Source organism: Neobacillus paridis, assembly GCF_016765675.1.
GTDB lineage: Bacteria > Bacillota > Bacilli > Bacillales > Cytobacillaceae > Neobacillus > Neobacillus paridis.
Map to the genome: position 1 here is coordinate 116,263 of NZ_JAESWB010000247.1, position 13,980 is coordinate 130,242.

A 13,980-nucleotide genomic window follows, 5' to 3' on the forward strand; every position below is an offset into this window, starting at 1 on the left:
AGGATTATAGTACTTATTAAGGGTGTTCATATTGAGAAAATTTGTAGCAGGTTTTTCTTTCATTATTATGCTGTTTTCAATCCAAACGATCACATATGCTAAAAGTGATCCAAAATTGGCATTGAAAAGTGAGGCAGCCATTCTTTTAGACTCCGAAACAAACGCGGTTCTATACAGTAAAAATGCCGATAAAAAAATGTATCCGGCCAGTCTAACTAAAATTGCGACAGCCATATATGCGATTGAAAAGGGCGATTTAAACAGTATTGCGACTGTAAGCGACAATGCCGTAAGACAGGACGGCACGAGAGTTTATTTAGTTGAGGGTGAAAAATTACCGTTAATCAAATTGGTCCAAGGCATGCTGATCAATTCCGGAAATGATGCTGCGGTGGCCGTGGCCGAACAGGTAGATGGCAGTGTTAACCAATTTGCCAAAAATCTAAATGAATATCTAAAAACAACTATCGGTGTCCACCATACTCATTTTACAAATCCAAGTGGTTTATTTGACAAAAATCATTATACGACCGCCAGTGATATGGCCTTAATCACTAATTATGCAATAAAAAACCCTGTTTTTGCCAAGATTTTCGGGACGAAAAAAATTCATTGGGTAGGAAAGTCCTGGAATACAAATATCCTTTCCCACCATAAGATGTTGATTGGTGAGTTCCCTTACAAAGGTATTACAGGTGGGAAAACGGGGTATACGACAGAATCAAAGCAAACTTTATCGACGACAGCGGATAATGGAAAAATAAAATTAACCGCAGTCGTCCTTAAATCTGATTTGAAACAAGATAAATATGTTGATACGGCGCATTTATTTAACTATGGGTTTAAATTCTTTCGTGATCAAACGATAAAACAGGGAGAGAGATTCAAAAAGGCCTCTAAGGAATACCATTCTGACGGAGATATCCTTGTTACAGAAGATATACGCGGGACAACCAAAGATTTAACTGATAGCGGGGCCCTTTTGATTAAAAACAAACAAGGAAAGGTTCTTCAAACGGTTCAATTAAAGCCATTGGAATTAAAGCCGGCAGCAGCACCGAAAAAAGCTGTTGAACCAAAAGAAAATGAACAGCCGCGATTTGAATCAATGGCAATATTTGGATTAATGTTTATCGTTGCTGCTTTGATTGTTGCTGGGACTGTCAGGAAGCTTAGCAGAAAGTATTAGAAAGATGAAAAGGCGATGAAAAGGAACCAAACTTTTCATTGCCTTTTTTTGGCTATTCCAAATCACAGTCCTGAATATTGGGCAGGGTGGATTCGAAGGAAGACGGTGAATCTATTTGGTCACGATCATCGACAAAACTTCTTGTGGCAAAAAAGTCACTTTGGTCACCAAAATTTTGCCCGTAGCCCTGATTTTTTTTATCGGAATTATGCCATTCTGCCAATAGATTTTGTCCAATATTGACAGCAGAGGCATTTTCAAAGGAATTAATTTTTATCATAAATATATTAATATTAATAAATGGAGCGGGAGTCGGCATGTCATCTCCTCCTTATCGTTGCTTAAAATATATGCAGGGATCAGCTGTTTAAGAAATCTTAGGGTAAAAATTGGTTTAAATTAACTCAATCAAAAGTATGATGTAGTAATAGAAAAAATGAGTTCATTTTTTTAATGGATGGTTAGAGGGGGTAGAGCTGCATGGATGTGGAGAAATTAAAGCAATGGCTCGATGTTGCCAAAAGTATGCAAGGGGGCGATTTCTGGGGCAATATATTTGACCAGGAGTTTGCCAAGCAATTTATCAACGAACAGCAGATGAAGGGCCCCTTTTCTAACACTAATCAACAAGCTTCCCGGGATGCAGGCTCTGCACGGACATTTCCGATCATTGATGTGCTTGAAGGAGAAGAAGAAGTAATCATCATTATTGAGCTGCCTGGTATATTAAAAGAAAATGTTGAACTAGGTTTGAACAACAATATTCTTACCGTAAAAGGCAAGGCTCTGCCGCTCCATCCACAATTAAAATTAAGCTATTCGGAAAGGTTTTATGGTGATTTTCAACGGCAGATCACATTGCCTGATTCCATTACTCCAAATGAAATAAGCGCTAAATTTTGGAACGGAGTTTTACTCGTTAGATATCCAAGGATGGTGGACAAGGGAGAAATGATTCCCATCGACTAAAACGGATTAGATTTTCTTTCGTACATGTTCAGCTGATTTTCCCATATACATAAAGTAAGGGATTGAAAAGAGGAGCGTTCCGCGGAGATGTCAATAAAAAATTTATTTTCCATATTTCACAAAAATGAACGTGAAAAGGAACTAATGAAAAAACTGACTTTACTTGACCTGAGTATCAAGGAACTAGAAACAGCTTTATTTGCTCTTCAAGCTCAATCTCAAGTAGACAAGACGAGCAAAACAACTGAACCTCCAATTATAATCGAGAAGATAAATATCGAAAAAATTATTTTGGATAAATACGAACTTAATAATAATTTTGGCCAGCTGGGAATTAAAGAACTAAAGGGGAAATTAAATATTGGTGCAACCTACGGTGCTGAATTTACACCACAGCTGGACGAGGAAGAAAAGAATTCGGAAATGAAACAGGAAAAAGTTGAGGCTGAAGAAACAAGCGGACCGAAAATTAATATCAAGGCAAAAAAAGACTAAAGATGATCCTTTAGTCTTAAAAAACTATTGAAGTCTGTTCTCTACCTCGCGGCAAACTTCATCTGCAGACATTCCTCTTGCTTCAATTACCGGTGCTTTCGTGATTGTCTCTTGCATTCCCATTACGTTGGAATCCAAACCAGTGACGACACAGCAGTCCACATTACGGGCATCTGATTCCTGCTTTAATTCCACCACATCGTAACCCTTATCACGTAAAGCCCTTGTCACATTTGTCAGCGATTGTTCTACTCCAATCTTTGCCATATAAAACACCTCCTCTGACCATTATCGTCCCTAATTTTTTCAAAAATATTCAAGTATATTTATTCGGGTATATTGGAACCATTTATTCCAAACGCTAAGTGTGGAGGTGTTTTGAAATGGGAAAACAAAGTAAACGCAAAGCCGACCCGTCTACCATTGGGCTTGGTTCACCACAAGTAGAAGGGCAAGGGACGACGAATGGGGAAACAGGAATGAAAGAAGTATCTTCTGCGCGAAGAAAACAGAAACGATACTAATTAAGCAGGCTGAAAAGGGCACCAACAGATCTGTGGTGCCCCCTAAACAAATTATTTATACATCTCCGCCACTTGTTTTTGGATTTCGCTATTTTCCAAGTATTCATCATAGCTCATTTGCTTATCAATGAGACCATTTGGGGTAATTTCAAAAATTCGGTTGGCAATGGTTTGAACAAACTGATGGTCATGTGAAGCAAACAATATTGAACCCTTAAAATTAATTAATCCATTGTTGAGAGCTGTAATTGATTCTAAGTCTAAATGGTTTGTCGGTTCATCAAGCAGCAGAACGTTTGCGCCGCTAAGCATCAATTTGGACAACATGCAGCGAACTTTTTCACCACCAGAGAGGACGCTGGCTTTCTTTAACACTTCCTCCCCGGAAAATAACATTCTGCCTAAAAATCCTCGTAAAAAGCTTTCACTTTGATCTTGAGGAGAGAACTGCCGCAGCCAATCGACAAGATTTAACTCGCTGCCTTCAAAAAACATCGAGTTATCTTTAGGAAAATAGGCTTGAGAAGTGGTTATTCCCCATTTATAACTGCCGCTGTCAGGCTCCATTTCGCCCATTAGTATTTTGAAAAGTGTCGTTTTGGCCATTTCATTTGTGCCAACCAATGCAATTTTGTCTCCTTTATTCATAAAAAAACTAAGGTTATCTAAAACTTTTACTCCATCTATTGTTTTCGTCAATCCTTCCACCCTTAATAAATCGTTACCAATTTCACGTTCTGGGGTAAAGCCGACATATGGATAGCGGCGTGAGGAAGGTTTGATATCTTCAAGGGTAATCTTTTCCAATAATTTTTTTCTTGAGGTGGCCTGCTTGGATTTGGAGGCATTTGCACTAAATCTGGCAATAAAGTTTTGCAATTCTTTTATTTTTTCCTCCTTCTTCCTGTTGGCATCCTGAGCCATCTTTAACGCTAACTGACTAGATTCATACCAGAAATCATAGTTACCGATATAGATCTGAATCTTGCCAAAATCCAGATCGGCAATGTGGGTGCATACTTTATTTAGAAAATGACGGTCATGGGATACAACGATAACTGTATTTTCAAAGTTAATTAAAAACTCCTCAAGCCATTGAATGGCTTTAATGTCCAAATGGTTTGTCGGCTCATCAAGTAAGAGAACATCCGGTCTGCCAAACAGAGCTTGGGCCAGTAATACCTTTACCTTCTCAGCTCCTGTCAATTCGACCATCATTTTATCATGAAGATCCTCTTCAATTCCAAGACCTTTAAGAAGAATTGCTGCTTCTGATTCTGCTTCCCAGCCGTTTAACTCAGCAAATTCAGCTTCAAGTTCAGCAGCTCTCATTCCATCTTCGTCAGTAAAATTTTCTTTCGAATAAATGGCATCTTTTTCTTGCATGACTTGATACAGTCTTGCATGACCCATAATCACCGTCTTTAATACCTCAAATTCTTCGTATTCAAAATGGTTCTGTTTTAAAACTGCCATTCGTTCGTTTGGATCAAGCTGAACAGTGCCCGTTTGTGGCTCAATTTCTCCGGCTAAAATTTTTAAAAATGTGGATTTTCCGGCCCCATTCGCACCAATCAGCCCATAACAGTTTCCAGGGGTAAATTTAATATTTACATCTTCAAAAAGTTTGCGGTCTCCGTATCTTAAACTAACATTACTTACGGTAATCATCTAAAACATCCTCCAAAAAAACATATTGCTTATCATTATACCATTTATAAAGGGGAAGGGCGAATAATTAAAAAAAGGGGAGCAAGGAAATTTTCCAAAAAAATTTTTATGTTTTCACACTTTATTCATAATTTTGGTGTAAAATGAAACTAAGCAGTTTTAAAGAAGGTGAAGAGTGTGGCCAAGAAACAACTAACGGAACTCGTAAACAAGTTAAAAAAGTCAGGAATTCAAGCGAGTTTAACAAAACCAAAGTCTAATTACCTTTTATCTTTACAACAGCTCAAAAAATGTCCTTCATCTGTGAATTAATAAGAGAATAGGTATAAAAAGCGATTAATCCCTAAGGACTAACCGCTTTTTTATGTTATTCCAATTTGTCGATGATTTTATCATATACATCTTGTTGATTAAAGTCTTTTCCCATTGGAAATTTGGCAATAAATTTATTGTTTTTATCGACCAAATATGTAAAGGTGGTATGAACAAATTGTCCATTTCCCGGGTCCTTGAACTGGAATTGCAAGGCATCGGTAATTTTTTTAAGTTTTTTCTGATCCGCCTTAATATTTTGCGGATCCCCAGTCAAAAATACCCAATGCTTTCCGTTTTCAATTCCAAAACCTTTCATGTATCGGGTTAATGCTTCGGGTGTATCGCGATAGGGGTCAATTGTAATCGTAATAAATTCAATATTCTTCCCAAATACCCCTTTTTTCTCAAGCTGCTGTTTTAAGCCGACCATTTTTTGTGTTGTCGTTGGACATACGTCCGGGCAATGAGTGTAAGCAAACTCAATCAGCTTTAATTTTGTTTTATCTTTACCAAATGTATATTGATCACCATTCTGATTGATCAGGGTAACATCTGATGGTATGGCTGCATTTGCGTCCCGAATAAGAAAAAATGAAATCCCGGCTGCAATTCCAAAGAAAATCGCCAGACCGCAAATAAGATAGATCTTTTTCAAGTGTCTCCCCTCCTACTATATAAGATAAAGAAATTTTTTGAAAAAAGATATGGATAATTTGTGAACAAGAATAAGAACTTAAAAAGAATAATAATTTGAAACTGAAAAAAGCTGCCTGTGTCAGTCAGCCTTTTTGCTCCACGAATAATTTACTCTCTTCTTCCATATTATGAATTTCAAACACGACCAGTAATGCATCGAAGCAACGGACAATTTCTTCCGTCAACTCTGAGGTTTCCCATCTGTGTTTTATCTGCTTAACAATTAATTCCAAGATTTCATGATCTCTTTTTAATTGAATAATCGTTTCCAACAGGTCCGGATTTTCAGCCAGCTTTTCTTCAAAAAAACCCTCCTCTTCTGACTGAGCATGGGCCAATGTCCTTGTTTCCCAATGTTCGAGTAATGCATCACATACCTCTTTTTGCTGCTGTTGTTTTTTATGATCCTTGAACAGCTCTTTTAGAACATTGGTCAATTCTCTTGCTTCTGTAAAAATACCGTCATGAATGGCATGGTGGGAATGTTTCTTTCTTAGTGATGGCCCGGTCATGTCAATTCTCCTTTCCAATTTTTCTTTCTTCAGTCATTTCCAACCTATGGATTATTTAAAACAAACCTGAACTGAAAGAATAGATTTACAGTTAATGGATACATTACTAGATAAAAATGTTTAAAGAAGGTGAGAATATGGAACGAAAACGAGCCCCGCTTCTGAAAAAATTAAAATTCTTTGGGCAATCAAGGGATGTTGCCGCCCATGCAGTAATGAATCCTATCGATCGGAACTCCGAAAAAGTATATAGACGGCGGTGGCAGCATGATAAAACGGTTAGAACAACGCATGGAGTTAATTGTACCGGCTCTTGCAGCTGGAAGGTTCACGTAAAAGATGGAATTATCGCTTGGGAAACCCAAGCTACCGATTATCCTTCAACGGGTCCTAATATGCCTGAGTATGAACCTCGTGGCTGCCCAAGAGGAGCGAGTTTCTCCTGGTATATTTATAGTCCGTTAAGAGTCCGTTATCCCTATGTTCGCGGCAGTTTATTAACGATGTGGCGAGAAGAGTTGGCGAAAACCAGTGATCCGGTTGCTGCATGGAAGGAAATTTCGGCTAACCCCGAAAAAGCCAAAAAGTATAAACAGGCTCGTGGGAAGGGAGGATTTGTTCGCGCTTCATGGGAAGAGGTAAGTGAAATAATTTGTGCATCCCTTATCTATTCGCTTCAAGAATTTGGTCCCGATCGAATTTTTGGATTTTCGCCGATTCCAGCAATGTCGATGGTCAGCTATGCCGGCGGTGGGCGTTTCCTATCCCTAATCGGAGGCTCATTGTTAAGCTTCTATGATTGGTATGCAGATCTCCCACCAGCATCACCACAGGTATGGGGGGAGCAAACGGATGTCCCGGAAAGCTCCGATTGGTTTAATTCATCCTACCTGCTAGTTTGGGGATCGAATATTCCCCAGACGCGATCACCTGATGCCCACTTTATGGTGGAAGCAAGATACCGTGGCACAAAAGTGGTGGCCGTCAGCCCTGATTATGCGGAATTTGTCAAATTCGCCGATAACTGGTTAAATTGTCAAGCGGGTATGGACGGGGCATTAGGCATGGCCATGACACATGTCATCTTAAAAGAATTTTATGTCGATAAACAAACAGATTATTTTACCGATTATGTCAAAAAATTCACTGATCTGCCTTTTCTCATCAAGTTAAAAAAACACGGCAATTCCTATATATCAAGCACATTCTTACGAGCAAGCGAACTTGATCCTACGATTACCAATGGGGAGTGGAAAACAGTTGTTTGGGACCAGATCATGAATAGGCCAGCATTCCCCAATGGGACGATTGGTCATAGATGGGAAGAGAATGGACAATGGAATCTTCATCTGAATGATTCAGAACAAAATATATCTGGGATCAATCCATTATTAACGCTGCTCGGGACTGAGGATGAGGCTGTACCGGTGGAGTTTCCGCATTTTGAAATGGAACAAAAGGAGACTTTTATCCGTGAGGTTCCTGTTAAGCGGATCCAGATGAATGGTCAATCTATTCTCGTTACGACCGTGTTTGATTTAATGCTCTCGAAAGTGGGTGTAACCAGAACAGGCTTAAAAGGAGACTTTCCTCAGGACTATAATGATCCCAAGCCATATACGCCTGCTTGGCAGGAAAGTTTAACGGGTGTTGACCGTAAACTTGCTGCACAAATTGCCCGTGAATTTGCCCAAAATGCGGTTGATTCTAACGGTCGTTCAATGGTGATCATGGGTTCGGGAATTAATCAATGGTACCATGCGGACGCTACCTATCGTACGATTCTTAATTTAGTAATGTTGACAGGATCACAAGGAGTAAATGGTGGGGGATGGGCCCACTATGTAGGTCAGGAAAAGGTACGTCCATTAGAAGGATGGCAGACAATTGCCATGGCAAGAGATTGGGGCGGTCCGCCCAGGCTGCATGCAGCAACCCCATTTTTTTACTTTGTGACCGAGCAATGGAAATATGATGACCAGTCTATCGCCGACCAAGTATCACCGCTCGTAGATGCACCCCGTTATAAACATGCCGGTGATTATTATGCGTTAGGGACTAGACTTGGGTGGACACCAGCGTACCCGCAGTTTGATAAAAATTCTCTGAAACTTGTTGATAGCAGTAAACTATCCGATAAAGAAGAAATCATCCAGTCTATCGTTTCAGATATTAAACAAGGAAACACCAAGTTTGCGATTCAAAATCCTGAGGATCGAAAAACTTTTCCAAAGGTCATGTTTGTCTGGCGGGGCAATTTAATTGGAAGTTCTTCGAAAGGTCATGAATATTTTCTAAAGTATATGCTTGGCACACATAGTGGAAATCTTAGTGAACAGAATATTGAATTAGCAACGGAGGAAATTGAATGGAATGAGGAGCCCGTTGATGGAAAGCTTGATTTGATGATTAATCTCGATTTCCGTATGGCCGGGACTGGTTTGTACTCAGATATTGTTCTACCCACCGCTACTTGGTATGAAAAATATGATATTAGCAGTACAGATTTACATCCATTTGTCCATCCGTTTAATCCGGCAATCGCACCTCCATGGGAATCAAAATCGGATTGGGACACGTTTAGATTACTGGCAAAAAAGTTCTCTGCGATGGCTGAAAAATATTTTCCTACTCCGGTCCAGGATGTTGTCGCGACACCGCTTTTGCATGATTCACGTGATGAAATTTCCAAGGCGTGTTCATTTGGAGAAATTTCAGATTGGATAAATGGCCAAGCTGAGCCTGTTCCCGGTCAGAACTTCCCGCGTTTACATGTAGTAGAACGGGATTATCGCAAAGTGTACGAAAAGTTTATCTCGCTTGGGCCAGTCGTAAAGGAGCAAATCGGAGCAAAGGGTATTGGCTGGCAGGCAAAAGAAGAATATGAAAAATTGAAGAAACTTCTTGGCACCGCCAATAAAACCGAGTATAAAGACTGTCCAAGTCTATATACAGCAAGGGATGCAGCAGAAGCAATCCTCTCATTATCAAGTTCAACTAACGGCTCCCTCGCCATGAAGGCGTGGGCGGCATTGGAACGAAGGAGCGGACAAAAATTAGCTGACTTGGCAGAGGAGAGAGCAGAGGAACATCTTTCATTTAATGAAATAACCGCACAGCCGCGTCAAGTTATTTCTACCCCTGTGTTTAGCGGTACAGAAACTGGCGGACGCCGCTACTCGCCGTTTACCACTAATGTCGAGCGGCTGATTCCGTGGCGGACATTAACCGGTAGGCAGCACTTTTATTTAGATCATGAAATGATGCTTGAGTTTGGTGAGGAGCTTCCCATTTTTAAGGCGCCTCTTAAAAAAGCGGCGTTTCAAACAACAGATCGAAAACCTGATGGGATGGGCAAAGAGATAAACCTACGTTATTTAACGCCACATTTTAAATGGTCTTTCCATAGTACCTATGGTGATACGATTCCCATGCTGACACTCTTTAGAGGCGGTCCACATGTGTGGATGAATGTAGAAGATGCCAAAGAGGTGGGGATTGCTGATAATGATTGGCTGCAGATGTATAACCGGAACGGTGTCGTCGTTGCCCGTGCTGTTGTTACGCATCGGCTCCCACGGGGGCAGGTGTACATGTACCATGTGCAGGAACGGCATATCAATGTCCCTGGTTCCACGATAACAAGACAACGCGGTGGGACTTTTAATAGTCCGACAAGACTGCAAATGAAACCTACCCATATGATTGGCGGTTATGCCCAGTTAAGCTATGGCTTTAATTACTATGGGCCATGTGGAAGCCAGCGGGATGAACGCGTGATCATTTCCAGACTTGATCGAAGTGAGGTGGATTGGCTTGAAGATTAAGGCCCAGTTTGGCATGGTGATGAATTTAGACAAATGTATCGGCTGCCATACCTGCAGTATTACCTGTAATAACACCTGGACAAATCGTCCAGGTGCTGAATATATGTGGTGGAATAATGTCGAAACCAAGCCAGGAATTGGCTATCCAAAGGAATGGGAAAATCAAGACAAATATAAAGGCGGCTGGCAGTTAAGAAACGGCAAGATTGAATTGAAGGCCGGTGGCAGGGTTTCAAAGCTGTTGAACCTTTTCTATAATCCCAATCTGGCAGAATTGGATGATTATTATGAGCCGTGGAGCTATGATTATGAACATTTGCTGAGCAGCCCGGGAAAAAAACACCAGCCGGTTGCACGGCCCAAATCGCAGATTACGGGTGAATATATGGATATCAAATGGGGGCCTAACTGGGAGGATGATCTGGCCGGTGTCTATCAAACCGGACAGGATGATCCGAACCGCAAGGGGATTGAGGAAAGGGTCAAATTTGAATATGAGCAAACGTTTATGATGTATTTGCCGAGAATTTGCGAGCATTGTATGAACCCTTCTTGTGTAGCCTCTTGTCCTTCAGGAGCGATTTATAAACGGGAAGAGGATGGCATCGTTTTAGTCGATCAAGAAGCCTGCCGCAGCTGGCGTTTTTGTACGACGGGATGCCCGTATAAAAAAGTATATTTTAATTGGAAGACACATAAAGCGGAAAAATGTACTTTCTGTTTTCCAAGAATTGAAGCAGGAATGCCGACGGTTTGTTCAGAAACTTGTGTAGGCAGACTTCGTTATATTGGGATTGTCTTTTATGATTTAGATAAAGTCGCGGAGGCAGCAGCGACAGCAAATGAAAAAGATTTATACGAGGCACATTTGGGTATTTTTCTTGATCCACATGATCCTGAAGTTATTAAAGAGGCGAGAAAGGCAGGCTATCAGGAAGACTGGATTGAGGCTGCTCAACAATCACCAGTATATAAGCTTGCTGTGGAGCAAAAAATCGCCCTGCCACTCCATCCGGAATACCGTACATTACCTATGGTGTGGTATATCCCGCCGCTCAGTCCGGTTATGAGTGCTTTTGATGGAGGACTTGACGGGATTAACCCGCATGTTATTTTTCCACAGATTGACGAGCTGAGAATTCCAATAGAATATTTGGCCAATATGCTCAGCGCAGGGGATACCGAAGTCATTCGAAAAGTGTTAAAAAAAATGGTTGCCATGCGAAGCTATATGAGATCGCTTAATTTAGGCAAAAAACCGGACCAAACTATTCTTAATGCAGTCGGCATGAACGAAGAGACAATGCACGAAATGTATCAGCTGGCGGCAATTGCCAAATATGACGACCGCTATTGTATACCGAAATCCCATCGGGAGGATGCAGGAAATATGTTCCTAGGTCAGGGAACAGCCGGGTTTGATTTTATGGAGGGTTGTTCCGGCTGCTCAGTCACACCGATTATTTCCAGCGACTATAAGATCGGCGATGATTATTGGGGTGAACTAAATGGATGAACATCAGCATATTCTTGGATTAGCGTCATTACTTTTACAACATCCAGAGACGGAGTGGTTTACGGATGAGCAACTCAAAGAGGAAATAAATCTAATTGATGATCAATTAACCAAAATGCTGTTTAGACAATTTTACCATTATCTTCATTCTGTCCCTTTTCATGAGCTTTGTGCCAATTATTCATTCACGTTTGATTTTAATGAAAAAACAACACTATATCTAACACATTATCTGTTTGGGGAAAATCCTGACAGGGGAAAGGCGCTAATCAAATTGAAAAAGGATTATGATGAGGCAGGCCTTCCATTGAAAAGTAATGAATTACCGGATTTTCTCCCGCTTGTGCTTGAATTTTGTTCACTAGCTCCAGCTGATACCGCTCAAAAAATGCTGATGGTTCATCGCCGAGCAATTGATCAATTGGTAAAGGAATTATCCGCAATCGATAGCCCTTACCAATTTATTTTACAAGCTTGTGTTGAAACAATTGAAAACATGATCAATAAACAAAAAGCGTCGTAAGGGGGACCATGAATGACCTTTTGGCAAAACTTTTTCTGGATTTCTTTCCCATACATTATGTTAACGATGTTCGTTGTTGGCCATATTTATCGCTACAATACCGATCAATTTGGCTGGTCAGCCAAATCAAGCGAATTTTTGGAGAAGAGGCAATTAAAGTGGGGCAGTGTTTTATTCCATTATGGAATTATTTTTGTGTTTTTTGGCCACGTAGCAGGAATCTTAATTCCTAAGGCTTTTTATGACTCCGTTGGAATTACAGATCATATGTATCATTTTGGGGCCGTCTGGATAGGAGGAATTGCCGGCCTGGCAACCATTATTGGTGTATGTCTACTAATGGTTCGTCGATTCACTGTGAAACGGATCTATGTCCACAGCACATTTCGCGATATTCTTGTACTTGTTCTTTTAACATTGATTATCTTTTCGGGGTTCGTGAACACTGTTTGGTATACCGGAAGAGGTGTTGCATTTGAATATCGTGAAACGATTAGCCCTTGGTTTCGTGGAATTCTTACTTTAAATCCGGATTCAGCTCTGATGGCAGGGATCCCGCTTGGATTTCAAATCCATGTTGTCTCGGCTCTATTGCTTTTTGGAATTTGGCCATTTACGAGGCTTGTCCATGTTTGGAGCCTGCCTCTTGAGTATTTAAAAAGAAAATATATTGTCTACCGTGCCGTCTTTGGCAGAAAAGCATTGGCCATGTCAGAGGACCCCGAAAAACAATAATAGCTTCACTTTATGGACATACTAAGAAAAAAGGAGGCGGTTGCTATTTTTTATGGCAGAAAGGGTAAAGACATTGAAACGGAGATCATTTTAGAAGATACAGAAGTTTTCTCATGTATTGTTGATTCATGCATTGGCTGGATGCGAAAGGACTTTGTTGCAGCAGATTTACTTTGTCCGATATGCGGTAATGAAATGATTCAAGAAATTCGGGTTCTACCAAAAATTTAATCATGAAAGGTAAAAGACTGTCAGTTGAATTTGACAGTCTTTTTTCTTAAAGATTTTCATTTTGTTGTCTGATTTCATCACCTGTGACTAGAGAATTAGCCTCTTCAAGAGCTTCATGTTCGTCGACCGAGTCGCCGGGAACATTTTTTAAATTTGGATAAACCGCGCCATTATTTATGGTCAGTTGCTGCTTTTTGGGTGCAGTGGTAAGATAATCTTTATTTTTACTTTTTGCCATCCTTCATCAACTCCTTATGTAAAGGTTTTACTAATGAAGAATGGTTTATGCTAAGCTGTTTCAAAAAAATTCTCCAGGTTATACTGGAGAATTAGCTTTATTCCCCTTTTTTTGATAAACAATGGTCGCATTCCATGAAATACGATTCTGCCTGCTCTTCGATTTGCTGACCGCACTCTGGACAAACTTTTTCAGGTAAATTACGGAAAAATTCAACCGGACTCATTAACATTTTAGTATCCTCCTTTAATAATACAGTTAATTATTTTTTATTGTTGTTATAATACAGAAGGTGCAAAAAAAAGATCTTATTCTTCCTTTTTTGCTAAGCAGCGGTCACATTCCATTAAATACGATTCTGCTTGCTCTTCGATCAGCTGACCACATTCAGGACATACTTTATTAGGTAAACTGCGGATAAGCTCTAGCGGACTCATTAACATTGGAAATCGCTCTCCTTTATTAATACAGAATTATAATTTCAACCTTGTTATAGTACAGTATAAACGAAAACAATAAAAATGTGTAGACTTTTTTGA

17 protein-coding genes are annotated in these 13,980 nt (G+C 40.1%); 9 read left to right on the forward strand and 8 right to left on the reverse strand.

Translation table 11 applies throughout. From position 1 onward, the window contains the following. The first annotated feature begins 22 nt into the window (after positions 1-22). A complete protein-coding gene (locus JK635_RS17110; protein ID WP_438803839.1) occupies positions 23-1,189 on the forward strand; it encodes a D-alanyl-D-alanine carboxypeptidase family protein in 1,167 nt (388 codons plus the stop codon). A 52-nt stretch (positions 1,190-1,241) separates the two neighbouring features. Here the strand turns inward: JK635_RS17110 and JK635_RS17115 are convergent, their stop codons facing one another. Beyond that, a complete protein-coding gene (locus tag JK635_RS17115) occupies positions 1,242-1,508 on the reverse strand; it encodes a hypothetical protein (RefSeq protein ID WP_202655169.1) in 267 nt (88 codons plus the stop codon). Between the two features lie 161 nt (positions 1,509-1,669). On the opposite strand from JK635_RS17115, the gene JK635_RS17120 reads away from it, so the two are divergent. Both JK635_RS17120 and JK635_RS17125 read left to right on the forward strand, forming a co-directional pair. After that, a complete protein-coding gene (locus JK635_RS17120) occupies positions 1,670-2,158 on the forward strand; it encodes an Hsp20/alpha crystallin family protein (protein ID WP_202655170.1) in 489 nt (162 codons plus the stop codon). Positions 2,159-2,245: 87 nt separating this feature from the next. After that, positions 2,246-2,653 carry a hypothetical protein gene (locus JK635_RS17125; RefSeq protein WP_202655171.1) on the forward strand — a complete coding sequence of 136 codons (408 nt, stop codon included), beginning with the start codon at positions 2,246-2,248 and terminating at the stop codon, positions 2,651-2,653. Between the two features lie 24 nt (positions 2,654-2,677). Here JK635_RS17125 and JK635_RS17130 read toward each other — a convergent pair whose 3' ends face one another. Next, entirely contained in the window at positions 2,678-2,920 is a 243-nt protein-coding gene (locus JK635_RS17130; RefSeq protein ID WP_202655172.1) for a YkuS family protein, read from the reverse strand. Between the two features lie 116 nt (positions 2,921-3,036). On the opposite strand from JK635_RS17130, the gene JK635_RS17135 reads away from it, so the two are divergent. Continuing rightward, positions 3,037-3,177: a YuzL family protein gene (locus JK635_RS17135; protein WP_202655173.1), complete on the forward strand. Its 141-nt coding sequence runs from the start codon at positions 3,037-3,039 to the stop codon at positions 3,175-3,177. A gap of 51 nt (positions 3,178-3,228) precedes the next feature. On the opposite strand, the gene JK635_RS17140 is transcribed toward JK635_RS17135, so the two are convergent. The 3 genes from JK635_RS17140 to JK635_RS17150 all read right to left on the reverse strand — a co-directional run bounded on the left by JK635_RS17140 (position 3,229) and on the right by JK635_RS17150 (position 6,371). Next, the gene (locus tag JK635_RS17140) at positions 3,229-4,848 is read right to left on the reverse strand and encodes an ABC-F family ATP-binding cassette domain-containing protein (protein ID WP_202655174.1); all 1,620 of its coding nucleotides are present in this window, start codon (positions 4,846-4,848) and stop codon (positions 3,229-3,231) included. A 367-nt stretch (positions 4,849-5,215) separates the two neighbouring features. Beyond that, a complete protein-coding gene (locus tag JK635_RS17145) occupies positions 5,216-5,818 on the reverse strand; it encodes an SCO family protein (protein WP_202655175.1) in 603 nt (200 codons plus the stop codon). A 124-nt stretch (positions 5,819-5,942) separates the two neighbouring features. Then, complete coding sequence (locus JK635_RS17150) at positions 5,943-6,371, reverse strand: hemerythrin domain-containing protein (protein ID WP_202655176.1); 429 nt, start codon at positions 6,369-6,371, stop codon at positions 5,943-5,945. 137 nt (positions 6,372-6,508) lie between these two features. Here JK635_RS17150 and JK635_RS17155 point away from each other — a divergent pair, with 137 nt between their 5' ends. From JK635_RS17155 to JK635_RS17175, 5 genes are read left to right on the forward strand one after another with little or no spacing between them, the layout of a single operon-like run. After that, positions 6,509-10,198 carry a nitrate reductase subunit alpha gene (locus tag JK635_RS17155; protein ID WP_202655177.1) on the forward strand — a complete coding sequence of 1,230 codons (3,690 nt, stop codon included), beginning with the start codon at positions 6,509-6,511 and terminating at the stop codon, positions 10,196-10,198. Continuing rightward, entirely contained in the window at positions 10,188-11,714 is a 1,527-nt protein-coding gene (narH, locus tag JK635_RS17160) for a nitrate reductase subunit beta (protein WP_202655178.1), read from the forward strand. The genes JK635_RS17155 and narH overlap by 11 nt, the downstream gene beginning before the upstream one ends. Continuing rightward, complete coding sequence (gene narJ, locus JK635_RS17165; RefSeq protein WP_202655179.1) at positions 11,707-12,237, forward strand: nitrate reductase molybdenum cofactor assembly chaperone; 531 nt, start codon at positions 11,707-11,709, stop codon at positions 12,235-12,237. Before narH ends, narJ begins: the two co-directional genes overlap by 8 nt. A 12-nt stretch (positions 12,238-12,249) precedes the next feature. After that, positions 12,250-12,972: a respiratory nitrate reductase subunit gamma gene (narI, locus tag JK635_RS17170; RefSeq protein ID WP_202655180.1), complete on the forward strand. Its 723-nt coding sequence runs from the start codon at positions 12,250-12,252 to the stop codon at positions 12,970-12,972. A gap of 12 nt (positions 12,973-12,984) precedes the next feature. Further along, complete coding sequence (locus JK635_RS17175; protein ID WP_202655181.1) at positions 12,985-13,203, forward strand: cold-inducible protein YdjO-related protein; 219 nt, start codon at positions 12,985-12,987, stop codon at positions 13,201-13,203. 46 nt (positions 13,204-13,249) lie between these two features. On the opposite strand, the gene JK635_RS17180 is transcribed toward JK635_RS17175, so the two are convergent. The 3 genes from JK635_RS17180 to yhfH (JK635_RS17190) form a co-directional block, all read right to left on the reverse strand. Continuing rightward, positions 13,250-13,441, reverse strand: a complete 192-nt coding sequence (locus JK635_RS17180; protein ID WP_202655182.1) for a hypothetical protein — start codon at positions 13,439-13,441, stop codon at positions 13,250-13,252. A 97-nt stretch (positions 13,442-13,538) separates the two neighbouring features. Further along, positions 13,539-13,673 (reverse strand): protein YhfH, encoded by a 135-nt coding sequence (gene yhfH / locus JK635_RS17185; RefSeq protein WP_202655183.1) that lies wholly within the window; start codon positions 13,671-13,673, stop codon positions 13,539-13,541. 76 nt (positions 13,674-13,749) lie between these two features. Beyond that, positions 13,750-13,884, reverse strand: coding sequence for a protein YhfH (gene yhfH / locus JK635_RS17190; RefSeq protein ID WP_202655184.1), 135 nt, complete (start codon positions 13,882-13,884; stop codon positions 13,750-13,752). Positions 13,885-13,980 lie beyond the last annotated feature (96 nt).